Source organism: Stenomitos rutilans, assembly GCF_059505485.1.
In genome coordinates this window covers 335,289-361,624 of sequence record NZ_JCACKR010000090.1, presented here as the reverse complement: position 1 = coordinate 361,624, position 26,336 = coordinate 335,289, and the positions used below count along the sequence as shown (strand labels likewise).

20 protein-coding genes and 1 tRNA gene are annotated in these 26,336 nt (G+C 50.2%); 8 read left to right on the top strand and 13 right to left on the bottom strand.

Annotation, left to right across the window (positions count from 1 at the left end; translation table 11 throughout):
- The first annotated feature begins 14 nt into the window (after positions 1 to 14).
- The gene (locus AC5JLP_RS17710; RefSeq protein ID WP_496069255.1) at positions 15 to 347 is read left to right on the top strand and encodes a DUF565 domain-containing protein; all 333 of its coding nucleotides are present in this window, start codon (positions 15 to 17) and stop codon (positions 345 to 347) included.
- Between the two features lie 95 nt (positions 348 to 442).
- Here the strand turns inward: AC5JLP_RS17710 and AC5JLP_RS17705 are convergent, their stop codons facing one another.
- Positions 443 to 1,153: a response regulator gene (locus tag AC5JLP_RS17705; protein WP_496069254.1), complete on the bottom strand. Its 711-nt coding sequence runs from the start codon at positions 1,151 to 1,153 to the stop codon at positions 443 to 445.
- 581 nt (positions 1,154 to 1,734) lie between these two features.
- Here AC5JLP_RS17705 and AC5JLP_RS17700 point away from each other — a divergent pair.
- The 4 genes from AC5JLP_RS17700 (at position 1,735) to AC5JLP_RS17685 (ending at position 7,404) form a co-directional block, all read left to right on the top strand.
- Positions 1,735 to 3,618 (top strand): hypothetical protein, encoded by a 1,884-nt coding sequence (locus AC5JLP_RS17700; RefSeq protein WP_496069253.1) that lies wholly within the window; start codon positions 1,735 to 1,737, stop codon positions 3,616 to 3,618.
- Positions 3,619 to 3,874: 256 nt separating this feature from the next.
- Positions 3,875 to 3,951, top strand: a tRNA-Met gene (locus tag AC5JLP_RS17695).
- 242 nt (positions 3,952 to 4,193) lie between these two features.
- On the top strand, positions 4,194 to 5,912 hold the full coding sequence (locus AC5JLP_RS17690) for a slr1306 family protein (RefSeq protein WP_496069252.1): 1,719 nt from the start codon (positions 4,194 to 4,196) through the stop codon (positions 5,910 to 5,912).
- On the top strand, positions 5,851 to 7,404 hold the full coding sequence (locus AC5JLP_RS17685) for a DUF697 domain-containing protein (protein WP_496069251.1): 1,554 nt from the start codon (positions 5,851 to 5,853) through the stop codon (positions 7,402 to 7,404). Before AC5JLP_RS17690 ends, AC5JLP_RS17685 begins: the two co-directional genes overlap by 62 nt.
- Here the strand turns inward: AC5JLP_RS17685 and AC5JLP_RS17680 are convergent.
- Positions 7,349 to 7,594: a phage integrase N-terminal SAM-like domain-containing protein gene (locus tag AC5JLP_RS17680; protein ID WP_496069250.1), complete on the bottom strand. Its 246-nt coding sequence runs from the start codon at positions 7,592 to 7,594 to the stop codon at positions 7,349 to 7,351. The genes AC5JLP_RS17685 and AC5JLP_RS17680 overlap by 56 nt on opposite strands.
- A 936-nt stretch (positions 7,595 to 8,530) precedes the next feature.
- Here AC5JLP_RS17680 and AC5JLP_RS17675 point away from each other — a divergent pair.
- From AC5JLP_RS17675 to AC5JLP_RS17665, 3 genes are all read left to right on the top strand, one after another.
- Entirely contained in the window at positions 8,531 to 9,154 is a 624-nt protein-coding gene (locus AC5JLP_RS17675) for a hypothetical protein (protein ID WP_496069249.1), read from the top strand.
- Positions 9,155 to 9,581: 427 nt separating this feature from the next.
- The gene (locus tag AC5JLP_RS17670; protein ID WP_496069248.1) at positions 9,582 to 10,592 is read left to right on the top strand and encodes a glycosyltransferase; all 1,011 of its coding nucleotides are present in this window, start codon (positions 9,582 to 9,584) and stop codon (positions 10,590 to 10,592) included.
- Between the two features lie 353 nt (positions 10,593 to 10,945).
- Positions 10,946 to 11,968 (top strand): spore photoproduct lyase family protein, encoded by a 1,023-nt coding sequence (locus tag AC5JLP_RS17665; RefSeq protein ID WP_496069247.1) that lies wholly within the window; start codon positions 10,946 to 10,948, stop codon positions 11,966 to 11,968.
- Positions 11,969 to 12,055: 87 nt separating this feature from the next.
- Here AC5JLP_RS17665 and AC5JLP_RS17660 read toward each other — a convergent pair whose 3' ends face one another.
- The 11 genes from AC5JLP_RS17660 to AC5JLP_RS17610 all read right to left on the bottom strand — a co-directional run bounded on the left by AC5JLP_RS17660 (position 12,056) and on the right by AC5JLP_RS17610 (position 26,325).
- Positions 12,056 to 13,120 (bottom strand): glycosyltransferase family 4 protein, encoded by a 1,065-nt coding sequence (locus AC5JLP_RS17660; protein ID WP_496069246.1) that lies wholly within the window; start codon positions 13,118 to 13,120, stop codon positions 12,056 to 12,058.
- Between the two features lie 119 nt (positions 13,121 to 13,239).
- A complete protein-coding gene (locus AC5JLP_RS17655) occupies positions 13,240 to 14,388 on the bottom strand; it encodes a glycosyltransferase (RefSeq protein WP_496069245.1) in 1,149 nt (382 codons plus the stop codon).
- A gap of 159 nt (positions 14,389 to 14,547) precedes the next feature.
- The gene (locus AC5JLP_RS17650) at positions 14,548 to 16,920 is read right to left on the bottom strand and encodes a glycosyltransferase (RefSeq protein ID WP_496069244.1); all 2,373 of its coding nucleotides are present in this window, start codon (positions 16,918 to 16,920) and stop codon (positions 14,548 to 14,550) included.
- Positions 16,921 to 16,963: 43 nt separating this feature from the next.
- Positions 16,964 to 18,382, bottom strand: a complete 1,419-nt coding sequence (locus AC5JLP_RS17645) for an O-antigen ligase domain-containing protein (RefSeq protein ID WP_496069243.1) — start codon at positions 18,380 to 18,382, stop codon at positions 16,964 to 16,966.
- 105 nt (positions 18,383 to 18,487) lie between these two features.
- On the bottom strand, positions 18,488 to 19,306 hold the full coding sequence (locus tag AC5JLP_RS17640) for a glycosyltransferase family 2 protein (protein WP_496069242.1): 819 nt from the start codon (positions 19,304 to 19,306) through the stop codon (positions 18,488 to 18,490).
- Between the two features lie 54 nt (positions 19,307 to 19,360).
- Positions 19,361 to 20,422, bottom strand: coding sequence for a glycosyltransferase family protein (locus AC5JLP_RS17635; protein ID WP_496069241.1), 1,062 nt, complete (start codon positions 20,420 to 20,422; stop codon positions 19,361 to 19,363).
- Positions 20,423 to 20,456: 34 nt separating this feature from the next.
- Positions 20,457 to 21,869 (bottom strand): glycosyltransferase, encoded by a 1,413-nt coding sequence (locus AC5JLP_RS17630; protein WP_496069240.1) that lies wholly within the window; start codon positions 21,867 to 21,869, stop codon positions 20,457 to 20,459.
- A gap of 97 nt (positions 21,870 to 21,966) precedes the next feature.
- A complete protein-coding gene (locus AC5JLP_RS17625; protein ID WP_496069239.1) occupies positions 21,967 to 22,995 on the bottom strand; it encodes a polysaccharide pyruvyl transferase family protein in 1,029 nt (342 codons plus the stop codon).
- A gap of 169 nt (positions 22,996 to 23,164) precedes the next feature.
- Positions 23,165 to 24,403 (bottom strand): glycosyltransferase family 4 protein, encoded by a 1,239-nt coding sequence (locus AC5JLP_RS17620; RefSeq protein WP_496069238.1) that lies wholly within the window; start codon positions 24,401 to 24,403, stop codon positions 23,165 to 23,167.
- The gene (locus AC5JLP_RS17615; protein WP_496069237.1) at positions 24,400 to 25,335 is read right to left on the bottom strand and encodes a glycosyltransferase family 2 protein; all 936 of its coding nucleotides are present in this window, start codon (positions 25,333 to 25,335) and stop codon (positions 24,400 to 24,402) included. The genes AC5JLP_RS17620 and AC5JLP_RS17615 overlap by 4 nt, the downstream gene beginning before the upstream one ends.
- Positions 25,336 to 25,494: 159 nt before the next feature.
- On the bottom strand, positions 25,495 to 26,325 hold the full coding sequence (locus AC5JLP_RS17610) for a glycosyltransferase family 2 protein (RefSeq protein ID WP_496069236.1): 831 nt from the start codon (positions 26,323 to 26,325) through the stop codon (positions 25,495 to 25,497).
- Positions 26,326 to 26,336 lie beyond the last annotated feature (11 nt).

Here is a 26,336-nt window from a genome sequence, read left to right as displayed (position 1 = left end):
TCGAGGAAACAGCGATGCAAAATACTCGACTGAATCGGTTAGTCGATGTGACGGGCGATCGGCTGAGTGGTTGGCTACGTAACCCGTGGCGACGTAGCTCAGTCATCATCATCAGCCTGCTTTTCGGCAACTATCTAGGCCCCACTATCTCTCTTGTTGCAGGACAGCGAGGGCAGTTAGATGTAGTCATTGCGGCGCTTTTGGTTGCTCTGGCTGAGCTTATCAGTGCCGTTGTTTACCGTCGCAACCCAGAAAATGCCCGATCGCTAGCGCTGGACTGTTTGAATGCAATCAAAATTGGGTTGATTTACAGCCTGTTTGTGGACGCGTTCAAACTGGGTTCTTAGACTTGGTGTGAACCAGTCACAGTCATACCTTAAGGGCTAGTACCAAGGTTAGTGGTCTGTCAAGACTCAAAACTGAGAACTGAGAACTGGTATTACTAGGACAGGGTGGGATCTTCAAACTTATAGCCGACCCCAATCACCGTTTTGACAAAGGTTGGGCTGGTGGGATCGGGTTCAATCTTCTTACGGAGACGGGCAATATGGGTATCCACAACCCGCTCATCACCAAAGAAGTTGCTGCCCCATAGCTTATCAATTAGCTGTGTGCGATTCCACACGCGACCAGGGTAGCTCATGAACGTTGAGAGCAGATCGAATTCCAACGTGGTGAGTTCAAGCGGCTCAAGCTGATCAGCATTGACGTAGCGCTGTGCCGATCGCTGATCAACATCGACCAGAAAGTGTTGTGTGCGGTAGATTTGGCTTTCCCCGCCCTGACGGAGCGTTCGCCGCAACAGCGCACGTACTCGCGCCACCAATTCTTTTGGGCTGAACGGTTTCACCATGTAGTCATCAGCGCCCGTAGACAAGCCGATAATGCGATCGAGTTCTTCGCCTTTAGCAGTCAGCATCAGAATGTAGGGATCTTTGATGCCTGCTTTCTGGCGGATGCGTGCGCACACCTCCAAGCCGTCGAGACCTGGAATCATCAAGTCGAGAATAATTAAATCTGGCTTCTGCTCCTGAAAGATCTGAAGCGCGTTGATACCATCACGGCAGAGGCGACAAGCAAAGCCTTCTTTTTCAAGATAAAGCTGGATGAGTTGAGCAATCTCAGCTTCATCTTCCACAATGAGAATATCCATTTGAGTTGCCTTTAAACGGTCAGCGATCAGCAGCTAGCGAGTGTCTAGGACAATACTAGGAGAACTGGTAACCCATAAAGTCCCAGGTTGAACGGGGCAATGAGTGGAGGGGTAGATGAGCAGTGGGATGTTATTTCCCAGCGAGTCCCTAAGTATTAGGACTTACGCAAATTCTCGTAAAACTAGCCCCCCAGCCCCCAATTTATAGCCCTAGCGGGCATACAAGAAAGGGGGAGCAAGCACTCAAAGTCCCCCAGAATTGGGGGCTTAAAGCCCTTTGGGCATACAAGAAAAGGGGGCAAATGCGTAAGTCCTATCTATAGAGAGCATCCTCCATTCTGTGCTAGTGTGCCAGCGTTCGTATCACAACCGTTTGACTGTTTCATGACAGATGGGTGAATAGTTGCATCGCCAACGGGGCACTCTAAGGTAAAACGTCATGACCTCAAGCGAGAATCAGCATGATGTTGCGAGAGCTGTCTGCAAACCGTGCAGAGAAGTGATTAACAGCAATCTTCTTTAGTCGCGATCGTAACAGAGCGGGAGGGTAGGATGTTAAAAACTCACTCTTTGCATTCCTTATGGAAGCCACAACACACCAGCCATCTCTTCAGCATCTGGCTCAACAGTTGCAGGTGCACCTGCGATCGTTGCCCAAGGCTAAACCCATGCAGATTCAGTGTGTGGTCAAGCAAGGTCATTTAATGGTGCTGAGTCAGCACGCGCCAGACGACAGCCTCCATCCCAAGGTGATTTTTGACGCATTGGAGCAAGCGATTCAAGACGCACTGCCTGCATTTAGTGATGAGTTGGCTCTAGAAAACGACGCGCTGGCAAAGCTTTATTTAAGAGTATTGGGACAACGGCAACCCTATGCGTCTCATAGTTTTCCACTGTCGCTGTCAACGCTAGAGACTCCTTTCGTTGCAAAGTCGGCAACCGATGAGTTAGAAGCCCCTGTCGCTGAATTGGCAAAACCGGACGATCGCCCCGATTTTCTTGAGCAAGACAAGCCTGGAGAGCAAGATGACAGAGGCGACACCCCTTTCTTCAGCCAGCAGAACCTGGGCACAACGGACTCCATCTATGATCCAGCGTATGTCGAGCCTTCTGATCTTGCACTATTAGACCCAACAATAGAGCCGCCCAGTGACGAAACGTCCCATCGTCTGGCTCGATCGTTCCCGCTGCCGTGGCTTCTAGCAGGCATTGGGGTCAGCGTGGCTGGGTTTGCCACAGGGCTGTGGGTCATGTCGCGCCCCTGCGTGTTGGGGGCCTGCGAACCGTTACAGACGGCACAAACGCTCAGCCAGCGATCGACCCAAACAATGCAGACGGCAAAAACGGGACAGGAACTGCAACAGGCACAGCAGCAGCTTGCAGAGGCAACGCGCTTGCTGCAAGGTATTCCAGCCTGGTCAAGCCATCATCAAGAAGCAGAGACGCTGCAACAAACCTATCGATCGCAGGCACAAACCCTCGATCAGGTCTTGGCAGCCGAGGCAAAAGCCAGCACAGCCACTCAGACCACTCAAACCTTGCCGCAGCCAGTTACTAGCTTGCAAGCAGCACAAACTCTGTGGCGAGAAGCAATTGCTCAACTACAAGCCATTCCCCAGGACAGATCGCTTTACGCGTTTGCCCAAGAGCGCTTGACAAGCTATGGAGCAAACTTGGGCGCGATCGACACCCTCATCAAGACAGAGCAGCAGGCACAGAAAAAGCTGACCACTGCAAAAGAAACCGTCAAAATCGCAGAAGCCAGACAAGGCATTGCTCAGACTCCTGAGAACTGGCAGCTTGCTCAAACTACTTGGCAGGTGGTGATCAACACCTTGCAGCAGATTCCTAACACCACCACAAGCTATGCCGAAGCACAAAAACTTCTCACGGACTACCAACCAAAGCTGACTGCTGCCCGCGATCGTGCCACTCAAGAACAAATCGCCCAAAAAGCCTTTACGCAAGCACTTGCATCGGCTCAACGCGCTGAAACAGCCCAGCGCCGAAATCAATGGTCACAAGCAGTTGCAAACTGGCGAGACGCACTCGCCACGGTCAAGCAAGTCCCTAAAAACACAGCTTATACAGAACCTGCTCAACCCTTGCTAGCGTCCTACGACACTTCGCTGAAGCAGGCAGAAGCCCAACTTCAAGTTGCAGCAGCCATGCAACGCACGCGCGCTGACCTGAACCGAATTTGTGCCGGATCGCCCCAAATGTGCAGCTACTCAATTGCAAGCAACGTCATTCGTGTGCAATTTACTGGCGTATACGAACGTAAACTTCGCACAGCCTATGTGCTCGGACAATTGGGCGATCGAGGCACCTTAGGCGGTGTCATCAATCACATTGAAACCCTGCAAACTGCCCTTCAAGCGATCGCTGACAACGCCGCCTTGCCGCTGGAAGTCTATAGCGCTGACGGTAGCGAGTTGATTGGGTCGTTTAATCCGAAAGGGTGAGGGGGAGGAGCGCAGGGGGAGCAGGGAGAAGTTTTGAGTTCTGAGTTTTGAGTTTTGAGTTTGCAGCAGCGCCAGTAATCAATGACCCGTCAACCAGTGGATGGCAATTGCAAAGCTGATCCTGCCTCCCTTGCTGCCCTCGCCTCCCTCGCTTCCCCCGCCTCCCTTGCTGCCCTCGCCTTCCCAGCCTTCTTTCAAAAGAGATTTTGATAAACCGACACGATCGCGCAATTTGTCGCTATACTGAATGAGCCGTCGCGGGGTAGAGCAGTCTGGTAGCTCGTCGGGCTCATAACCCGAAGGTCCATGGTTCAAATCCATGCCCCGCCACCAAGTTCACATAAACCTTGTAAAGCTCTACCAGTATCTCTGGGAGAGCTTTACGTTTATTTACCTGTCTTCAGACGATCGCTCCATCCCGATAGAATGAGAGGGCGCTGCTTGAGATGGACTTGAGCGTTTAAGTATGGGGACGATCGCTGGATAGCTATCCGATGAGGTTTGCCAGTCTTCGTACACAAGTCTTGCTCCAAACAGTTGCTGTCCAGATGATTCCACCCCTATATCGATTGGCTATGAGTGTGAACCTGCAACGCCCCCTGATCATTGGCGCTGGGCTTCTGGCGCTGGGCGCTGGGAGCCTGGAACTACTTCATCATGTCGTTGGAGAATGGGGTCTCTACGCAGTCTTTGCGCTGCTGGGCGCGGCAGGCGTGCACTGGTTGCATAAGCAAGCTGATCAAAAAACACTCAAGCCACAGAAGCCTCTGGTCTTTGATGCGGCGACCGTGAAACGAACGCTGACAGAAGTGAAACAGGTGCTTACTCACCTTGCAGCGGAGGTTGAGAATCCCGTTGAGAAGGTTGCCTGTACCGAAGCGGTGCCGCGTGTCTCACGGTTGCAATCGCAGGTGACACAGCTAGCGCAGGATCTCGATCGCAGCGAACTGCGGTTTGCCGTGATGGGTGCTAAGGGCAGCGGCAAAACGGCTCTTATTCAATACGTACAGTCCGCTTTGGGCGATGGTGCCTTGGCACGGGTGCAGTTCAATGAAGTGGCAAGCTTTACCGCCACCACGACCAGCGGTTTAACGGCAGATATTTTGGCGCTCCAGCAGGCACTCTCTGCTGATTTGGTGTTGTTTATTGTCACGGGAGACATCACTGAATCTGAACTGCAAACGGTCAAACGGATTGCAGCCAGTAAACGGACGGTACTGGTGTTTAACAAGATGGATCAGTTTTTGCCCATCGATCGTCAAACTGTTTTGGAGCAACTGCGCATTCAGGTAGGCGGCGTGCTGACCAACCCCGATGTGGTCGCGATCGCCACCGCACCACAACCCATCAAAGTACGGCAGCATCAACCGGATGGAGCCATCAACGAATGGCTGGAAGACCAACCGCCACAGTTAGCTGACTTGACTCAACGGCTAGAGCACATTTTGGCGCAAGAACGTCAGCAGCTCGTGCTGGCAAGCTCTCTGAACCACGCGATCGCCCTCAAGACGCAGGCAAAAACGGTACTCAATGATGTCCGTCGAACGCGCGCCATGCCCGTAGTCGAGCAGTTCCAATGGATTGCAGCCGGAACTGCTTTTGCCAGCCCGCTCCCAACGTTAGATGTGCTGGCAACTGCCGCTATCAACGCTCAAATGATTCTCGATTTGGGAACGCTGTATCGCCAAAAATTTTCGCTCCAACAGGCACAGAAAATGGCAGCGACCCTCGGTAGCCTGATGCTCAAGCTGGGGTTGGTGGAACTGTCCACGCAGACGATCGCCGGATTACTCAAAGTCAATGCCTTAACCTACGTCGCGGGTGGCTGCATTCAAGGCGTCAGTGCCGCGTACTTGACTCGGATTGTAGGCTTAAGCCTGATCGAGTATTTTGACGCGCAGGAGCCAAATCTCACGCTCACAGAAGCCAGCCCACTGGCGATCGAGCGCTTCAGCCAGATCGTTCAATCCGTCTTTCAAAAAAATCACCAGCTAGCCTTTCTGCAGGACTTTGTGTGGCAGGCAATGGAACGAGTTGTCTCACTGTCGTCATCCAAAGCACCCTCCGAACTGACCATAGAGCCGCTTCCAGCAGAACTCTTTATACCTGTCGAGTCCTTTTTACCCGCAGAGCCAGTCTCCGCAGCACCGCTGGCAGCAGAACCCCTTCGGCTTCCGCTCAAACCAGCTTCTGCTTCAAATGAGCGGCAAGAAGTCAAGCTTTTAGATGAGAATGGATCTAGCGTCCGTCTTTCTGTTGCCAGCCTTGACTCAACCTCTATCGCCTCAAACTAAATCCGATTTGCCATCTGACCCTACGACGCGATCGACCTCCACGACGCGATCGACGGCAGTTGATTTACAAGAAACCTACCTCAATCGTGCCCGTAGCGGTGTCCGGCAGGCATTAAATCGTTATAACGCCTTTTTTCGCTCTGAAAAAAACCGCCCGCCCAGTGGCACTGATCGCGAAACCCTCCGCAGCGATGTCGAGCAACTCACCGTCACGCTCAACAAGCTCGAAAGCCAGGTCGTTCGCATTGCCGTGTTTGGTTTGGTGAGTCGCGGGAAGTCCGCTGTGTTGAATGCGCTCCTGGGTCAAAAGCTGCTGCCAACAGGGCCGTTGAATGGCGTGACGCAAGCCCCACGATCGGTCTACTGGTCACCAGGAGGAGACGCAAGCACGCGGGAAAAGGCAGAAAGCACCTCGCTCACGATCACGACGGCAAAGCCACTCACCGTGGAATTCATTGATACGCCAGGGTTGGATGAAATTGACGGACAGGCGCGGGCACAACTAGCGCAAGACATCGCCCGACAGGCAGACCTGATTCTGTTTGTGGTGGCAGGCGACATTACGCGCACCGAGTATCAGGCGCTCTGTGACTTGCGGCAGGCACAAAAGCCACTGCTGCTGGTGTTCAACAAAATTGATCTCTATCCTGGCCAGACCCAGCAGGCTATTTATCAGAATTTGCAACAGCTTGCCGCCAAAAGTGCGGATGGTCTGCAACTGCAACGACTGCTATCGGTGAATGAGATTGTGCTGGTAGCAGCTGATCCCATGCCTGTGCAAGTGCGTGTCGAATTGCCCGATGGTTGCACCACTTATGAATGGGAAACGCCAACGGGACAGATCGACAGCCTGAAACACAAGATTCTTGCCATTCTGCACCAGGAAGGCCGTACGCTGCTGGCTCTAAACGCCCTGTTTCAGGCACGAGACGCAGAAGCCGTGCTTGCCAGCAAAATTCTCGATGTCCGCAATACGGATGCAGAGGCGCTGATCTGGAAGTTTGCGCGATACAAGGCGATCGCGGTCGGCATCAACCCGATCGCAGTTCTTGATCTGGTCGGCGGTGCGGTTTCTGACCTGGCAATGATTCGCGCCCTGTCTGAACTCTACGGTCTACCCGTCACTCGCCACGAAGCCCGTCAACTTTGGCAAACGATTCTGCTCAGTTCCGGTAGTCTCTTACTGTCGGAGTTAGGCAGTGGTTTACTGCTGGGTATGGGTAAAAGTGCGGCAGCAGCAGCGTCTGGAATCGAAACCTCAACCAGCTTTTCGGCCTACGCAGGCACCGCGATCGTCCAGGGCGGCATTGCAGGCTACGGAGCCTACGCGGTTGGGCGCGCCGTCCAGGTCTACCTTGAGCAAGGCTGTAGCTGGGGACCCCAAGGACCGAACACGGTAATTCAAGACATCATTCACCAGCTAGAACCCAACACTATCATCTATCGTTTGCGGCAAGAATTAAGCCAGCAGCTTGGTTTGCCAGGGCTTTAACGGCTAAGGATAAATACTCAAGTGACCGTCGAACGTTTCCAAGAAGGGAAGACAAGCTGCCACGACCACTGCTGATTAGCGTTTGGTACTTTTGCTCCAAGGCATGGGGTCGATAGAGAAACAGTAGGGCACTCAAAGCTACAGTTTGAGTGGATGCTGCTACGTTGCGCTCTATGGCAAGGTGAGACAAATATGCCCTTATTTCACCGACTCCCCCCAGGATGCCGTTTGTCGTGGAACAAGATGTAATCGCGGATGTATTAGACCTCCTGCGCGAATACTTAAAGGCCTCCTCCCGTCCCCCAAGTTTGGGGGAAGCTAAAACTGATGCCCCCCAAATTTGGGGGGATGGGGGGCAAAATCTGATTCATGCAGGAAGTCTATTGAATGTAAGATTTTTCGGTTTTAAAGCTGAAACGCTTGAGGCGAAGCCTTCGTCTCACTTGATCGAGCAAACGCGGTGGCTGGGTTGCAACATAGATTAGTGTTGGGATAATACCGTTATCTGGGGTGTTATCCAGCAAAAATGCTGGATAACACTCTAACCTTCAGGATTAACCATCACAGATGACGGATAACACCTCAAATTCCCAGACTCAAACTATGAATTTTCTATTTAATTCCTTAATAAAGGGGTATTTCCCCGCAGATCTGCAAGATAATCCTGAAAAATCAGAGCATTGTCCCGCAGATTTGACACTTAATACATAGTCATACTGCTTCGTTTGAGTCGTTGTGGCGTTTTTTGAGGCTGTCTGTTACTGCCAAGCATTGAATGGTGAATATGAAAGATGTTGGTAGGCTGTCAGTTGCAAATAGATATTGTGTGGTGGTATGAGTAGATGACACACATGGAACTGCCTCCCAACTCTCAAAGTAGAATCCTTTTTAAGGCAAACGACAACGTTTACAGGTTTATAAACTTCAGTTTTAACAGTAATGAAGGCTCTTTATACATATACTTCGTTGGAATGTCTAAAACACCTGAAACGGCAGAACAAGGAGCCTTCAATTTTACAAAGCAAGTGTGGAAAGAGCCACTTGGCGAAGTTGAAAACGTTCACATTAAAAACCTAAACTTTCGTATCATACATCGGGTCAAATCAATCTCCACTTGTATTCAAGATTGAAATGCTTTGGAGAGCCAATTTATGAAATTTCAAAAGCAAATCTTTTCCTCAATTACTACATTCCAAATATCAAGATTTTGCCCATTTATAAAAAGAAGATAACTGAATTTGATTACCTTTATGAGATTGATTGTGTCGATGAAGAGTTGTTTTCTTTTGTTATATGTCCTAGCTCGACAAAAATCATTAACCCTGACAATTCAAACTATGTTGCTATATATATCCAGGAACTATTCAATCTAGTGATATTCAACAATGAACAACTACTCAAGGAAATACAAATTCCGCGTAGAGACAAACAGATTCTACTATTTCCTGAGCTTAATTTGTTCAGCGAGCTTCAGGTTTCCCAGAGTGATGCAGTAGTTGAGTTTTATAAGAAAACAAGAAAATTAGAGGGTGGTGTTATTGAAGGTCCAAACAATGAAGGAGTTTACAGGTTAATTTTCCCTTCTTCTGATTTAGTGAAAAGGTATAAAATTCTTCTAGAAGATGAGACAATTGAGACGGAGATTATAGATTTTAAGGAAGATCACTCAGTAAGTCTTTTTTGTCTGAAAGATAAAGATGGAAACAGAATAAAAAAGTCAATTTTGTGTAGGAAAATACAATTACTCTAACTTAGTATGATGACAGTAAAATCACGATCTAATAATTCGCTTGGAGCGGACTTTTGAAAAAAATTGTGCATTGCAAAAGCTGTTGACAGCCGCTCAAGTGAACCGTTAACCTTAATTGAATTTATGCTCACTTGCTTCCCAATTATTAACTTGAATTCTGATGACTCATTTTGGTGTTATTTCTCCTACAGGAAGCCACTTGACTACTCACTTTGTCCTAGGATACGAGCTTGAGCGACGTGGACATCGTGTAACTTTTCTGAATATTTTGGATGCTCAGGACAAGATACTTGCCACGGGCTTCGGATTTAGGGCAATTGGTAAGTCGGAGCGACCGATTGGTTCAGATGCCAAAATTTTGACCCAGAGAGGCAAATTAAGTGGAATAGCCTCATTGAGGCATTCTCTTAAAACTGCTGAGCAAGATATGCGAGTGATTCTCCAAGATGCTCCGGAGGTGATTAAATCTCAAGGAATTGAAGCCCTATTGGTTGATCAATGCTCCCCGGTTGGAGGAACAGTTGCAGATTACCTTAAGATCCCATTTATTAGCCTGTGCGCCGCATTGCCAATAAATCGAGACATTAGCATTCCACCTATCTTTACGACTTGGCAGTATAGCCCGACTTGGAATGCCAAATTACGGAACCGACTTGGTTATACCTTATCAACCGTCTTGACGAAGCCTATCAGGAAGTTGATGGCGGAGTATCGGCAACGGTGGAAATTGCCTCCCCATGCTCATCCGAACGACAACTATTCTAAACTGGCTCAGCTCAGCCAGCAGCCTGCTGAATTCGAGTTTCCTCGCGCTAACCTGCCACCGCACTTTCACTTTACTGGACCTTATCACAGTTCTCTTGGGCGCGAGAGCGCCTCTTTTCCGTGGGAGCAGTTAACTGGGCAACCGCTGGTTTATGCATCAATGGGGACAATTCAAAATCAGATTTTCCCAGTATTCGAGGCAATTGCTGCTGCTTGTATTGGACTCAATGTTCAGTTGGTGCTCTCATTGGGGGGCGGAATGCCGCTGGAGGCAATGTCATCCTTGCCTGGAAAACCTTTGGTTGTTGGTTATGCGCCGCAGTTAGAGTTGCTTAAAAGAGCCGCCCTTACAATCACGCACGCAGGCCCAAACACAGTTCTAGAATCGTTAGCCAATGGAGTACCAATGGTTGCTATTCCGATCGCAAATGACCAACCTGGAACCGCTGCCCGCATCGTCTGGGCAGGCGTGGGAGAGATGCTACCGATTTCGCGCTTAACCGTTGCTAGCTTGCGATCGTTAATCCACAAAGTGTTGACTGAAGATTCGTACAAAGTTCAAGCATTGCGTTTGCAAGCAGCAATTCAAAATTCTGGGGGAGTGCATCAGGCAGCCAACATCATTGAATCAGCGATCGCAACAGGACAGCCTATTCTCAGAAATTCAGTCTAACAATCCCGTTGCATACCGACCGTATTAAATTGATTGATTGAATCCGAGAGGTTACTAGCAGCGGGTGAACAAGGTCGTCAGACTGCTAGGCTGTCTGTCAGGGCCGGATTGACTGAACAAGAGTCTTGAAAGGCTGATAGCTCCGTTACCTACCCGCTCGTAATTGCAGCCGTTTATGTTGGGTGATCCGGTCGCCTTAATGTGGAGATCCGTCGCTGTGAAGTTGATCGAGCGATCGCGCCATCGATACCATTAAAGTATCTTCATCAAGGCTATCGATAGTGTCTACAACCGTTTTTGAGTCGTTATCCCATTCAGAGTCAGCATCGCCTCATTCTGCTGCGCGTTTGTGGATGCCTGAGCGTGTTTTGTTTACACCTTCAGCCCTAGAGTTGCTCTGGGGTCAGCAAATTTTGTCGCGTGTGCAGGCTCTCGATCTGCCGATCGAAACCTTGCCGCGCGATCGACTGACAGGTTTGCGAGGTGACGATGACCGCGAGACGTATGCGATCGCCAAGCGTACCCTTGCCGTCGTGGTGGCTCCGCCGAGCCATTTCAAACTCAGCCCCATTCCGCCCTCCGCAGACTGGCAGTTTCACCTGGCAGAAGGCTGTCCTGCCCATTGTCAATACTGCTATTTGGCAGGTAGCTTGCAAGGGCCACCTGTGATTCGGGCCTACGCCAATCTGCCGCAGATTCTAGAGAACCTGGCAGCGTATGAGCGTCCTGATCAGATGACATCCTATGAGGTCAGTTGCTACACTGACCCGCTTGGCATTGAACATTTGACGGGTAGTCTGGCTGAGTGTATTCGCTACTTTGGCACCCGTCCCGATGCTCATCTTCGCTGGGTTTCCAAGTTTGATGGTGTCGATCATCTGCTTGGCTTACCGCATAACGGGCACACGCGCTGCCGGGTGAGTGTGAATGCGGCTCCGATCGCTCAGAAGCTTGAAGGGGGTACGGCCTCTGTGACCAAGCGCTTGCAGGCGTTACGACGGTTGGGTTTACCCCGATCACAAGGTGGTGGCGGTTACCCCATTGGACTGGTGATTGCTCCCATCATGCCGATTGATGATTGGCAGGTTCACTATACTCAGCTTTTTGACGCGATCGAGGCGGCGATCGACTTTGATTGTGATTTCACCTTTGAGTTGATTTCTCATCGCTTTACGCCAGGTTCCAAGGATGTGCTGCTCAGTTGGTATCCCAAGACAACGCTCGACCTGGACGAGTCCACTCGCAGCGTCAAGCGCAATAAGTTTGGCGGCACCAAGTATGTCTACCCCACGGAGACAATGAAGACACTGCGTGGCTTTTTTGAGCAGGAAATTGCCCACCGCTTTCCGCAGGCGAAAGTGCTCTATTGGACGTAGGAGTGAAAGAAGGCAGAGGGCAGGAGGTAAAGAGATGAAGGATAGGGATGAAGGCTAAAAGCTGATAGCTGAGCGCTGATGGCTAACTCACTCTCTTTCTGCCAGCAACTCACTGTAGACGGTTAGGGTTTCTGTATGGACGCGCGAAACATTGAGCCAATCGAGATTTTGGCGCGATCGCGTTTTCCACGTCTTCACCAGTTCTGGGTCACGTAAGAGTTGGGCGATCGCCTCTGCTAATGCGGTTGGATTGTTTGCTGGCACTAATATTCCGGCTTTACCCCCGTCCAGTGCTTCTGGGATGCCATCGACGTTGCTGGCGACGATCGCACAACCTGCTTCGCGGGCTTCTGATAGCACCAAGCCAAACGGTTCCTGTCGAGAGGCCAGAACGAAAATGTCAGTCACCTGGAGATAGCGCTGCGGTTCTGCCTGGTAGCCTTCAAAGTGAATCCGGTCTGACACGGCTGTTGCGTGTGCTTGTGCCTTGAATGCGGCACGATCGGGGCCATTGCCAATTAGGTAGAGGTGCGCGTCAGCAAACTCTGTTGCTACTTGTTCAAAGGCGCTAATCAGGTCGGCAATGCCCTTGCGGTGATACATGCCAGCCAGAGTAGCGATCGACGGACGCTGGAGTGTGATAGGCAGCAGCTCTGATACCCGTTCTCTGGGGCTTCCCAACGTGCCGTTGCGGACCACCCTTAGCTTTACCTGGGAAATGCCTCGTTGTGCCATTGAGTTGGCAACAGATTGACTGACGGCAAGGACGCGATCGGCAAGCCCCATCAGGATTGCACTACGCTGAAACTCGTTGTGGACTGTAGATACCAGCCCATAGCGAGTGTTGCCTCGCAGTGCCCACGCCATAACCACTCCCGTCATCATATGGGCATGGATAATTTCTGGTTGGAGGGTCTGCACTAGCTTCTGATATTGTCTGCCAGCCTGAAGCAGGTTGAGCGGTTGGCGGCGCTGATCAAGCAAGACGTGTTTTGCGCCGTAACGAGTCAGGAGGCGATCGTACTCTCCGCCACCAGAAGCAACGACAACGGTATGTCCGGCTTCTGCCTGTAAGCATGCCAGGTCAACCGCAACGTTGACAATGCCGTTGCCAATTTCCTGAATGTGATTGAGTAGGTGCAGAATGCGCATAGAAAGGGGCGTGGGGACGCTAGGGGAGAGTTTTGCGTTAAAGAGAGCCGTCAGCAATCAGTGGTCGCCTGTACCTTCTACCTCCTTTGCTGCCGCTGCCTTCTGCCTTCCAACTGGCTCTAGCTAACTTGAAGAACTTTAGGCGGCGCAAGCTGTGAGAGCACATCAATATATTGCTCGGTCACGCGATCGACTGAAAACTCTAGAGCGCGTTGGCGAAGGACATTAGCAGCGATCGGGTCTACCAGGGTTGCTAAGATGCCGCCTGCCAAAGCTGCTGGATCGTTGACAGGAACAAGCTTGCCGTATTTGCCACCGTCCAAAATTTCGGCGGGGCCACTGGGGCAATCGGTGGAGACGATCGGCGTACCTGTCGCCATTGCTTCGGCAACCACATTGCCAAAGCCTTCAAAGATGGAGGACAAAGCAAAGATGCTGGCGTGAGCCATGTAAGCATAGGGATTTTCGGCAAACCCAGGAAGCGCTACATCGTCTTGCAAACCCAGTTGGCGGATTTGTGCTTCTAGCTTTGCCCGGTCTTCCCCTTCACCCAGAATCATGAGTCGGGCCGATCGCTGCTTACGCACAATTGCAAAGGCGTCAACGAGCGTTGGAAAGTCCTTTTGGCTGACCAGTCGCCCCACGCCCAAAATGACGGGTGGTTCATCTGGTGCAAACCAGTGATGGTCAACGGGCTGCTGCATTTTTGCGAGTACGGCGGACGTGACAACCGGGTTGTAAATCACGCGAATGGTGTCTGCTGGGATGCCTGTAAGCTTTGCCACATCGTCTGCTACACCTCTAGACGCCGCCACGATCGCATCCGCCCAGGGGTAAAACAAGCGCACCAGTTTGGGTCTGATGCGCCCGATCGTGTTGGGCTGATGATCCCGAAACTGCTGTGAGAGGTTTGTTTGCACGCACATCACAATGCGGGTGGGTACTCCGGCTAGCCGTTGTGCCCAGGTGGCAGAACTGAGAATATCCAGTGCCGAAAATAGGACGGATGGTTGCTCCTGCTGTAAATAGCGACGCAAGGCAAAGGTTTTCGATACCAGTAGCGGCGATCGTGCCTTTAAGTCCACAATCCGAATGGAAGATGGCACCGTATCCAGGTAGGCTCCTTTCGTTTCTGCCAAAACGAGATCGACTTCAAAGCCGCGATCGGCCAGACCTTCTGCCAGGTGCAGCATGGCACGCTCGGCACCACCACCTTCAAGGGCGGGGAGGAAGACACTGAGGGTTGGGTTAGGTGAAGGTTGCGGCATGGGATTAAGAGAGTATAGAGGAGCAGGGGGGGCGGGGGGGCAGGGGAGCAGGGGACGGGGGGAGCGCTTTGAGGTTAAGTGTCAGGACTCAGAAGCCAGGAATCAGAAGCCAGAAATTAAAAGTCAGGAATCAGAAGCCAGGAGCCAGCTTTCTAAAAACTAAAAACCAACAACGTTCCTTAACAGGTGGTCAATCTGTTGACGAATCTGGTTGAGATCAAAGCGCTGAGCGGCTGTAGACTGAGCGGTCTGAGCGATCGTCTTTACTTCGTTTGGCTGTGTACGACAATGGGCGATCGTGGCTGCCAAGGCTTTGACATCGCCAGGAGGCACTAGCCAACCCGTGACGCCTGGTTCTACCAGTTCGACAGCGCCACCGGAGGCAGAGGCCACGACAGGCTTTCCGCAAAGCATGGCTTCGGCAATGACGCGCCCAAAAGGTTCGGGTGCGGTGGAGGTGTGAGCCACGAGGTCGCAGGCGTGCATGAGCGGTATCACATCTGAACGGAAGCCTAAGAAATGCACTCGGCTTTGTAGTCCCAAAGATTCGACTTGCGCCTTGAGTGTTTGCACATAGTCTTGTTCACCAAACAGGGCATCACCGACAAAAATGGCTGCAACATCGGTAGGACAGTCAACAAGGGCTTCTAGCAAAATGTGCTGTCCTTTCCAGGGCGACAGACGGCTGAAGTGCCCGACGATGTATTGACCGTCTAACCCAAGCTGTTGCTTGAGCTGAGTTTTATCCACACTCGGCTCCTGATAAGCGGCTGGCTCAAAGCCGTTGTAGACGACAGTGACGATATTTGCTCGTCCACCTGCCTGAATAAACGCCCTTCGACTGGCGCTAGAGGTGGCAATGATCTGACGAGCAAAGCGATTTGCCAATGTGACCGCGAGACGGCGATTGGTACGGCTGAAGTGGTCGATCGACAAAATGTCGTGCAAATGATAAACCAGAGGACGATGACTGACTAAGCTTGCCAATGCACCAACTATCAAAGCTTTCTGCGTGTTGGCGTAGATCACATCATAGTCGCGGCTAAGTTTTGAAACGATGACGGCGAGCGGCAGCAGTTGACTGAGGCTTTGTAGCCCTCGCACCAAACCACTGTCTTTGCGCACTTCTATCGCTTGGCTGGCGAGTACTTTTACAGATATTCCTTGCTGTTCTAAGGTGGTTCGGAAGGGGCCATCAGTGAATAAACAAACGAGGCTACGATCGCGGTACGGTTGCACAAGATCCAGCAAACAAAGTTCCGCACCCGCCAGTTCGCCACTTTGATCAAGAAAAAGAATCTTCATTGCTTTGGTTGGGCTAGCCAGGTTGGGAGGCTGAGTCGTTATTGCGGTTGGATTCACGATCGTTTTGCTAAAAAGTATCTGTCTTAACCCTATCGTCATGGGTTGCTCAAGCCATTTGTACGTTAGATAGCCGATACCGATTGTGATCGGTAGCAGTAAGCTGATGGTTGCCGGATACCCAATGACTTGCATCAGATGGGTCGCCAGGATCAATTTCAACAGCAAAGATAAGCAAAGATAGTGTGTCAAATAAATGGAGTAAGACGCATCCCCTAAAGACGTAAAAAATCGTAGTAAGCGATTATTTGACGGCTGGTGCGATCGCTGTAAATCTAAAGAGGCGACTCCCAGTACAATCAGCGTTGAAGGAATGCCGTAAGCCAGAATGGGACTGAAGTTGACCGATCGCTCGGCTTGGGCAATGCCAAAGAGGAGGAATAAAGATGTTCCAAACAGAAGAAAGAAGGGTTTTTGTTCTCTAAAGCGCTTTTGTAAAACGAGAGAAGCAACCAGGCAGCCAGATGCAAACTCTAAGTTATGAGCATTAAAAAGAAATTGAATGAAACCGTATTGCTCCAGATTTCCCAAACTAAGAAGATTGCTTAAAAAGAGAATGAGTGTTCCAAAGAGCCATCCTGACAGTAAGCGAATAGAATGCTGGACAGGAAAGACAATGGCAAGGGCAAAAAGGAGGTAAAAGAGCATTTCGTGGCTCAATGACCAGCCCACAATTAAAATTGGAAAATGCTGCTGTGGTATGAGTAACAACGATCTGACAATAACGGTTAGATTGCGCTCATAACCATACCCAAACTTTGGCAACAGAAAATAAATGGGCAAAATGGCTACTGTGATCAGCCAATAAAGCGGGTAAATCCGAATTAAACGCTTAAGAAGAAACGGTTGTACGCGATCGCGCCGCCCTACGTCTGCCTGATGCACAAAGAAAATAATGAAGCCGCTGAGAACAAAGAAAAAATCGACCCCAGCGCTACCAAACGCAAAAAGATTGCCTAAAAAAGATTGGCCCAGCTTTTCTTGGCTCAATTGAGTCATGTGAAACAAGAGCACCAACAGCGCAGCGATGCCTCGGCAGATTTGAATGCCATCCAGACGAGGTTTTGTGGATCGCTGTGACGCCCCCGATGGAAGGGCACGATCGCTCATTTTGGTCTTGATCGTGTTGGTTACGCCATCATTAACGAACGGTTTCACAAACGGTTTCACAGCTCAATCCTCCTCACGCACAGTCATCCACGCCCCACCCTCGTCACTCGCTGTTCACGTCGGGTGGACGTAGATGTTGATAGCGGTAATAACGTTGGGCTGCCAAAGCAATGCCTGCAAAGCCCCACATCACAACGCCTGATAGCGCGAGTGTTGAGCTGCCTAACCCAATTTGAGCAAACACTCCCAGACTAATAGCGCGGGATGCACTCACAAACGAGTCAGACTGAGTTTCTGTGCCACGAAACAGGCTAAAAAATAGCAGAATCATACCGCCTAAGTAAGGAATGGTGCCAAACCAACCCAGATTAAACAGCATCGCTAGAATGCCGCTATCGTTGCTTCCCAGACTGTCATTGGTAAGAACAAAGCCCAACCCATTGCCAGGAATCTCTGCTAGAGCATCGCCTAAAATCTGCCCATAGCCCTCCAAGCGCTGGTTGTAGCTCACATCGTTCTGTGTGTTGGAAAAGGTTTGCAACCGTGCAGCGATCGCCCCTGCAAAAGGTGGCATATTCACTAACGGAATTACACAGACTGCCATCACCAGAATCGTGACAATCAGCCGCATCTGTAATTTTGGCTTTAGCGAAGGAATGTACATCGCCACCCCGACGGCCCAGCCCAGCCAGGACGATCGCACCAGCGACAGCAGAAACGATAGATAGCCAACCCCCACTGCCGCAAAACGTAGCGTACTATGACTGCTAAACAGCAGCAGTAAGCCCGCCATCATGACAGTTGCGAAAGGCCCTGGTGAATTCATCGTGCTAAAGACGCGCATGCCTAACGGCTCCGGCGTACCAAACGCGATCGACTTGGAATTAATCAGCCAGAAGCGATCCCATTCCGGTGCAATCAGGTATTGCAGCACTCCATAAGCGCCCGTCACCAGCACTCCCCACAAAAATACGCGCCCTAAATTTTGGCGGTAGGCAGGGTAATGACGCCAATGGACAAATAAATGAAAGCCAAACAAAATCGGGGCTAACCAGTTCAATAACGGCACCACGACAGCGGTTGGCGGATACTTAATTAACCCAATCAGCAGGCCATAGATCACACCCGCAGCCGACAAAATAAACGGCAACCCATCCTGTCGCAGGTATCGGGGCAAATGGCGAACAAACGTCAAGCCAGTCAACATCATCACCAGAAACGGTGCCAACAGCACAGGACTTGGATCAACCCATCCACTCTGAACATCAATCAAGCGCCGGACAAACGGTGTTAGAAACGCGACCCACCAGGCAAACCCGACGTAAAGAATGGGATACCGCTGGAATAGGAGTAACCCAACCAGCAATGCTCCTGCCGGATACGCTAGCCGCAACAGGCCACCCGCATGAGCCACAAGGCACAGCAGCGAAAACCCAACCAGTGCCAGCATCGCCGTCCACGCCAGCGTTGGCTGTAAACCAAACTGGGGACGATGAATAGGTGCGGCGGAGTCGGTTTGCATGGAGGTAGGGGGCAGGTAAAAGGCAAAAGGTACAAGGCAGAAGGAGTTTGTTGGAAAGAAGCTGACCGCTGATAGCTGACGGCTGACCGCTCCCTTCACTCAAAACTATTCCTTGCGTTGCGATCGCCCTTCTTTCCAATCAATTTCATACAGCTTAATCTCCTTTAAAAAGATGTAGAAACTCCATAAGCCAGAAAGCGCAAAGCCTGCCATGCCGTGACGAAACATGCCGTACCAGAGGTATTGCTGCACAAACTTGGCAAAGGGTTTGAGCAGTAAGCGGAGCAGACTAAAGCGGGTGCCGTTGCGGTGAGCTTGTTGGGCATCCAGATCGGTGTACCGATTAAAGCGAATAACCAGATCGCTAATATCGCGAAAGCCGTAATGCCAGATGACTCCTGGCAGTTTTACAACGGGCGCATCCTTAATATCAGGGCCTTCATGTACCAACACATTCTTAATCCGAAAGATTGTCTTGTTGTAGAGGCGGGTGTGATACTCCGGTCGTGTGTCAAGCCATGTATCCCAAAAGTCGCCAATACGGATGGCAGAGAAGGCATTGGCCGCGATCATCGGTGCCTGTTTCCACTTCAACAAGGCGGTTGCTAACGGCTGATCAATGACTTCGTCCGCGTCAATAAAGAAAATCCAATCGTGTTGTGCCTTATCAGCACCAAAATTACGCTGATTTGAGTAGCCCGACCAGGGGTTGTGATACACCTGACAGCCAAGGTCTTGAGCAATTTGAACCGTAGCATCTTGACTGCCACTGTCCACTACGACAATTTCATCGGCAAACGGTTGGCACGATCGAATGGCATTCGCAATGCATTCCTCTTCATTCTGAGCAATGATGACAACCGAAATTGGCCTCAATGGTTTTGGTGCTGCCTTTGTGGATGGTTCGGTCTGGCTCCTTTGCATAGGTCGATGCTCGTAGATGAATTAGGAAAAAGCTGATATTGCTGATGCTTACTTCTATATCCTGCTTATTTTTTGAAGTTCAGACGTAATGTATTTAACGGTGTTCTCCTGGTTGTGCTTGTTATACCATTGATGGGCTTTCTGAGCGATCGCCTGCAAGTCTTGCATAGACAATGACTGTGTTTGCAACCCAGCGAACAAAAAATGAGTTTGCGCTTGCAGACCATCCATCAAGGGAGATTGTTTCTGCGTCACGATCGGCACTAAACCATGAGCGCAGTAGGTCGCAAATACTCCTGATTTTGCTAAGCGTCCATTATCAGTTGAATAGACAATACCTGCCAATGAGTCAGAGAGTAAGCGGCTAATCGCTTGAGCAGATTGTTCGCCTTTTTGTATTAGAGGAATCCCTGCAATATCTAACTGCTCAAGGTCTAATGATGGACCCACATCGCAAATTTCTTCAATGCCGAGAAGTTGACAGCTATTGATGAGCATGGCGCGCGATCGCTGATAAATTCTGGCACGTCGTCCGGGTGTGCCAAAGACGATTAAGCTCTTTTCTCTTTGCTTTAGTGGCGTAGGCTCATGCAATTCACCAATATTAGAAAAGACCGGAAGATTCAGGATAGGCTGCTGTAAACGTTCTGCTAATACTGTTTTTGTGACGGCATTGTTAGTGACAATGCCAGTTGCGAGGTTGGCAAGTTTCCAGGCAACTTGCTGCTGCCAGGGAAAGCGGTAAAAGGTTTTCTTGAGTAGGTAGAAAGAGGGAAATTCGTGAAAGATGATCAGTAGGGGCAGCGATCGCTGCTGTTGCATCGCCTTAAGTGCTTCAACTAACCAATAAGGCGCGCCAAATTTGGGATCGTAGGGGTAGTCTGAATAGTGTAAAAGAACGGCTTGAATGGTTGTAGGGATGGCATTCACAAAGGCTTGAGGACTCTCGGTGTTTAGCTCACTGATAGGGAAGCCAACCGCTTCGTTGCCCTGCTTAAACGTCATGAAATGCGTGTGAATATCATGCTGCTGCAAGCCATTGGCTAATGCGATAGCATAATCACCAATGCCATCGATCGCAGGCGGGAGCTTGGGACATAGTTGTAAAACTTCCATAGACGAATGCAAAAACGAATGCAGTTAGACTAATTTATTGGCTGAGTACAGGACGCTTTGAGTTTGCGCCTAACGTCTGTTGTATAGACCTCCGGATGAGATGAATAATGTTGGCGCGATCGTAATGTTTGATCGCGGTCATCCGAGCGGCAGCACCCAAGCGATCGCACAGGTCATCGTTTTGCAACAGCTTTACACAGGCATCTGCAAAAGCTTGTGGCTCATCTCGCTGCAAAAAATCCTGACCATTCACAAAATTCAATCCTTCCGCACCAATGCGCGTGGAAACCATTGGTTTTCCGTAGGCCGCCGCTTCGACCAGTTTGACTCGTGTACCACCTCCCGACAGGATGGGGCAACACACGATTCGCGATCGGCGATATAACGCGTCTAAATCATCCACAAAGCCAGTGAATTCGACTCCCGGTACACCACTGCCATAGCTGCGGATATTCTCCGGTTGTTTACCAGCAATGATGAGCCGTGCCTCTGGCCTTTGCTGCCGTATATAAGGAAAAACTTGCTCAATCAGAAAATTAGCAGCGTTAATGTTGGGATAGTAATGGTAAGCACCCAGTAAGAGTAGGGTTGGCTCAGTTGTCAGCGGTTGCGGACGTGGAATGTTGACCGCATTCGGAATGGTTACGACGCCTCCTAAGCCCTGATTGGTCAGGTAAGCCTGATCCTGCTGTGAACACACATAAGTCTGTTGCGCTACTTTGATGGCCTGCCGCTCACCCCACCACAGCGCGGGCATTTGCAGGTAGTAGAGCAACGTAATGAGTCGAGTAGGCGGTTGCCGAATGTCTCGCAGGAAGGCGATGTGTTCAATGTCATCCAGGTCAAAGAACACGGGTGGCAGCGGTTTGCGGGTGAGCAAAGCAGGACACATCGATCGCAACCGATGGCTAAAGATTGCATCGGGCTTACGGTTCAGACACGCTTCAAAGGCTTGAATCTGCTCTGGTTGACTCGTTCGTATCAGATCGCGCTGTTGAAAGAAATTAAACATCCCTGGTGCTTGCTGCTGCCACTTCGGTAAGGGATAGGGATGCTCAAATTCTGGGCACAGAAAGAGCGTGACCGGAACCTGCCAGTGCTGCGAGAGGGCTTTTTCGGTTGCCGCGATCGCCGATCGGGACGTATCGGTTCCAGGTGGCACATAAAAGAGCAGATCAATGTGGGCAAACGACTTGATTGCTTCTAAAAACATCGCCATGCGCTTATACGTGCCCTGCACATCTAAACGCAGATCTTGAGGAAAGTGAGTGGAAACGAAGAGCACCCGCATAGGACAACACTCAGGCGAAACAACTGGAAAAATGAGTGGGTAGTAGCGCTGAAGGGCAGCTTTCAACAAATGACGGCAAGGTCGTAAGTCTTGATAAACGCGATGGAAAAGGACGCGGAAATGTTCCCGTTCTTGCTTGATAGCATACTCAACCAATGGCCACTCATCCAGCGAGCCCGTTATGAAGGAATGACACGACACAAACTGTCTTGACATCTAGCTACGGGCTGAATTTCTTGTCGTGGGAACTATCTTAAGCATTCGTGAGTGCAAATTGATTTCGCCACTGCTCAACGGCAGCGGTATTAATCGAAATCTTGGTCATGAAAGGTTCTTGAATCCATTGCTCTATCAGTTTAAAGTCGTCTCGATCGGCAGAGGGTAACCCTGTTTCATGGGCAATTTCGGTGGCACGGTGATCAATCTTCAGAATTAACGTTCGTCGCTTGGCTAACAGACATCGAATGCCACCATGTAGTCGAGTGCCAATATAATCCAATGACAAATTTGATTCTAGGAAATTCTCTAGTGCAGACAGCGATCGATCAAGGATATGTACAGGCAAATCGAAGCTGGTAACGTAGTCACGATCGCCTGCTCCCTGGGGCCAAAAATAAACGGTTTTGTAGTGAGTAGAGATTAACTCTAGCAGCCTGCGATCGAGGACAGGTTTCTGAGCATAATCGGTTAGCATCAACAGCACATTTTGGGCTTTTTGCTGTGGAATCTCGTCAGCACTCAGGTTGGCTAACGGCCACATAGTTGGACAACCTGTATTCAAACTATTCCAAATGCCAATGGACTTTAATTTCGACTTCGTATAATTATCTCTCACTGAATGCATTCCGCTGGACGAGAGAGCCAAATGCAATAATCCTGCTGTGTAGAGGTTGGGTCGGCCCTGATATTGCCACCAGCTCACCCCCAAAAGGAGGACGCGCTTTCGCAGACGCAGGGCATCACGAAAGAAAATTTTCCATTGATTATAGTGATTCATGTTAGATGACAATAAATTTGTGCCGCCTACTAAAATAACAGCACAGGTTTGCATGTGCTGAAAGTGCTTTTCTTCTAGCGGTGTATGGGTGGAGAGATTGAGAATTTTCTGGTGCCCAAATAAATAACTTAGTTCGCGAAAAACAGCTTGCTGAATAATGAGATCGCCTAAATTAGCACTGGGCTTATTGTCATGGTCTTCAATACCAGGATCAAGTAGACAAATACGGGGTTGATCAAACGCTTCAGCATCCTCTGTAACCAGCTTCTTTGAGACTTTCAGCATATAGGCGATGGCTTGAATCAATCAAGCTTATGAACTTCAAGCCTGATCTAACCATAAACCTTGCTCCTTATCTGTTTGAAACGTATCACTCTGATTACAATTAAAGAGAGATGAATCAGGACTTAAGTCACATTCAATCTGAATTTAATAAAACAATAGTCACTATTTTTCAGCATCGCTTTTGCTCCTTAACTACAGGTTCCAGTGCACGATTTCTAGCTGTTGTTGGATTGCTCTCTTTCTTTGTCAAAAATGCGAGTGTTTGAAGCCGATTTAAGGTCTGTTCAAGCATATGTTCTTGAGAAAAATGGTTCACATGTTGGTTTGCCTTCTCCGCCATTTGCTGCATTTGCTTTGGATGTTGCAGTGCCCAATGGAGTGTATGCAGCAGCGCTTTGCTGTCACCTACTGGACAGAGCAACCCCTGTTCCCGATGCTCAATAAATTCGGGAATGCTGCTGGCGTTGGTGGTGACGATCGGTAGCCTGTAGGCCATTGCTTCTAGCAGCGCAAAGGGATGACCTTCAAAGCGAGTGGGAAAGACAAATAAATCGGCGGCTTGAAGTAGTCGAGGCAGATCAGTCCGATGACCGAGCATGAGTACAGCGTGATCGATTTCGGCCTCACGTAAGCGATCGTGCAATTCCTGCTGCTGTTCACCTGCTCCAGCCCACACAAAGCGGGTGTCGGGATGGTCTGCCAGAACGCTTGGAATGATTGCCAGCAAATCGGTATACCCTTTTTGAGGCGCAAGCCGACCTACCGTAAGCAGCAATCGGGTACTGCTGGGTATGCCTAACTCCTGACGCACTGCTTGACGAAGCATTGCTCGTTTTTCAGGCGTGCAGTCTTCTAGCGCGGGCAGCGTGATGCCGTTGTAAATGAACTGTAAGTCGTCGGCAGACATCTCAAATAATTCAGCGAGCAAGCAGCAGTTTGTAGTCGAGTTGGTGAGCCACTGTTGCCCCCGGTTGCGTGCCCAGGTGTAGAGTTGACGGCGCGATCGACTCAGCGGAATCTTCTCTGGCGGTATCAGGTGAAACATGACGGCAGTGGGTACGCGTAGTTGACCGCAGGCAAGTATGCTACCCAGGCAATGGTCAGCCCAGGGTAAGTTGATCAACACCACGTCGGGTTTGAGGGTCAGCAGCAACGATCGCGTGCGCCACCATCGCACAAAGGCATCGCCCATTGCCCGTATACCTCGACTCAACGGCTCTGCAATCTCCAACGAGTGATAGGTGACGTGATGCGCTGTCATTTCATGCCGTAGAGAGGCCGTTGCGTCAGCTAGCGGGAAGGCGGCATGGGTTTCCCAACCAGACTGGGCGGCAGCCTGAGCGATCGTGAGGGCATAGGCTTCTGCTCCACCGCATACGGTTGCGGATGTGATGATCAAAACCCTCATACGCTGCCAGCCTCATTGGGGGCGGCTTGTTTCCGTGCCCACCATTTGTGCATGGGTTTCCACAAGGCGACTGGCAGGCTGGGTCTCAGATAGCCATACGTCCAGAACAAACGGTACAGCGGCGATCTCAGTAGCCATTGGCGGCTTTTCTTCTCATGTAGAATGAATTGCCAATCTGCTGATACGGCTTTACGCCAGGTTTTCCAGGCATCGCGCAACCCCATTTCGTGACCATAGAGAGCATGCAGTGCGAGCGTTTCTCGACAGGTGCGCTTGTAAACCTGACGTAATTGCTCGTTGTGTGAATGGTAGACCGCTGCTTCTGGGGCATAAGCAATTTTGGTGCCCAGCGAGAGCACTGCCCAGGCCCAGGCCACATCTTCACAGCCAGAGAGCGTTTCATCAAACGGACGTTTTTCCCACCACTGGCGACGAATGGCGGCATTGGCGTTAGAAAACGCACGATCGCCACCATCGTTTGGATTGGTCTGCATACGAGGTTGATCATTATAGAAGCTGCGGTAATCCCGCTCAACCGGAGGATCGGCATCCACATGAGGAACTTGCTTACCATACACCCCTGCTACGTAAGGGTCTTCAAAGGGTTGTACCAGATGTTTCAACCAATTGCGATCGTAGGGAAACGCATGGGCACTCAGCATGACGATAATGTCTGCGTCTGTTGCAGCACAGCCGAGGTTGAGCGATCGTCCAAAGGTGAAGTCTTCAGGACGCATGGTGAGTAACCGGACATGGCTGTGCTGCTGAACCAGCGCTACCGTCCCATCCGTCGAGCCAGAATCAACCACGATGATTTCATCGGGCGGCAGCGATTGATCCATCACCAGGGCAAGTGTTTTGGTAATATCCTTCGCTTCGTTTTTCGTCCGAATTAAAACGCTTATTTTCAAATGCATAGAGTTCAACTGCATACAGCCTCTCAAAAACTTGCCTAGGATCGGGTTAAATCAGTTGTCTAGCGCTTGCTCGGCCGCAGAGGCGCGGAGGCGCAGAGAAGGTCTTTTGCGCTTTTTTTAGTGCTAATTGGTGTGATTGAATGCTCATGCTTTAAAAAGATTTCAAAAATAAAATTAGCTTAAATTTGGTGAGGCTTTGAACAGTTTTGCTTTCACAGCCTGGGGGAATGCTTGAGGTTTTTTGAGAAAATAGGCGATGGTTGCCCAGCGATCGTACAGGGTTAGCTGCCATCGCTGTAATGTGGATAGATCGTTGCGGTACTGTTTTAATAACTGCATGACTCGCTGGCTTGTCTGTCCATTTTTCATGTCGTTTACGGTTTTCGTGCCTTCCAGACGGCGATAATTGCCCCAGACTTGATCAACATAAACAACGTCTGCCACTTGCACGGCTCTGAGCAAAAACTCTAAGTCCATAGAGTAGTGATCATTCAGGTTATAAAAGCCAATTTTTTGATGGAGTGAGGTGTGATAAAAGTAAGCGGCAGGATTACAGGGATAGGGATTAACATTTAGCCCGGTGACTAAATCAAATAATTGGAGTTTACTTGGCTTATTGACTTCAAGGAGATTGCCCGCATCATCCCAAATATTGCAGTTTCCCACCAAAAGCGTTGGTTCCGGCAGAGTTTTGAAGCGATCGCCAATCTGATTCAAGACATCAGGCTCGTAGCTATCATCGACATTCAGCACGCCCATAACCGTGCCTTTCGCCATGACGATGCCCTTATTCATCGCATCCGATTGTCCTTGATCAGGTTCTGAACGCCAACGAAGATGAGGGTAGCGATCGACATAGTGTTGAATGATGTCTACGGTGCGATCGGTGGAGCCACCATCCACAATAATGTGTTCAAGGTTAGAGCAGCGCTGCGCGATCACGCCTTCAATACAGTCGGCAATAAAGCGTTCACTGTTATAAACCGGGGTAATAATGCTGAGCATGGTTCAGGAAT

Excerpts from the sequence above, each read along its gene's own strand:
- AC5JLP_RS17710 (WP_496069255.1), top strand. The coding sequence starts at position 15 with ATGCAAAATACTCGACTGAATCGGTTAGTCGATGTGACGGGCGATCGG.
- AC5JLP_RS17705 (WP_496069254.1), bottom strand. The coding sequence starts at position 1,153 with ATGGATATTCTCATTGTGGAAGATGAAGCTGAGATTGCTCAACTCATC.
- AC5JLP_RS17700 (WP_496069253.1), top strand. The coding sequence starts at position 1,735 with ATGGAAGCCACAACACACCAGCCATCTCTTCAGCATCTGGCTCAACAG.
- AC5JLP_RS17690 (WP_496069252.1), top strand. The coding sequence starts at position 4,194 with ATGAGTGTGAACCTGCAACGCCCCCTGATCATTGGCGCTGGGCTTCTG.
- AC5JLP_RS17685 (WP_496069251.1), top strand. The coding sequence starts at position 5,851 with ATGGATCTAGCGTCCGTCTTTCTGTTGCCAGCCTTGACTCAACCTCTA.
- AC5JLP_RS17670 (WP_496069248.1), top strand. The coding sequence starts at position 9,582 with ATGCGAGTGATTCTCCAAGATGCTCCGGAGGTGATTAAATCTCAAGGA.
- AC5JLP_RS17665 (WP_496069247.1), top strand. The coding sequence starts at position 10,946 with ATGCCTGAGCGTGTTTTGTTTACACCTTCAGCCCTAGAGTTGCTCTGG.
- AC5JLP_RS17660 (WP_496069246.1), bottom strand. The coding sequence starts at position 13,120 with ATGCGCATTCTGCACCTACTCAATCACATTCAGGAAATTGGCAACGGC.
- AC5JLP_RS17655 (WP_496069245.1), bottom strand. The coding sequence starts at position 14,388 with ATGCCGCAACCTTCACCTAACCCAACCCTCAGTGTCTTCCTCCCCGCC.
- AC5JLP_RS17645 (WP_496069243.1), bottom strand. The coding sequence starts at position 18,382 with ATGCAAACCGACTCCGCCGCACCTATTCATCGTCCCCAGTTTGGTTTA.
- AC5JLP_RS17640 (WP_496069242.1), bottom strand. The coding sequence starts at position 19,306 with ATGCAAAGGAGCCAGACCGAACCATCCACAAAGGCAGCACCAAAACCA.
- AC5JLP_RS17635 (WP_496069241.1), bottom strand. The coding sequence starts at position 20,422 with ATGGAAGTTTTACAACTATGTCCCAAGCTCCCGCCTGCGATCGATGGC.
- AC5JLP_RS17625 (WP_496069239.1), bottom strand. The coding sequence starts at position 22,995 with ATGCTGAAAGTCTCAAAGAAGCTGGTTACAGAGGATGCTGAAGCGTTT.
- AC5JLP_RS17620 (WP_496069238.1), bottom strand. The coding sequence starts at position 24,403 with ATGAGGGTTTTGATCATCACATCCGCAACCGTATGCGGTGGAGCAGAA.
- AC5JLP_RS17615 (WP_496069237.1), bottom strand. The coding sequence starts at position 25,335 with ATGCAGTTGAACTCTATGCATTTGAAAATAAGCGTTTTAATTCGGACG.
- AC5JLP_RS17610 (WP_496069236.1), bottom strand. The coding sequence starts at position 26,325 with ATGCTCAGCATTATTACCCCGGTTTATAACAGTGAACGCTTTATTGCC.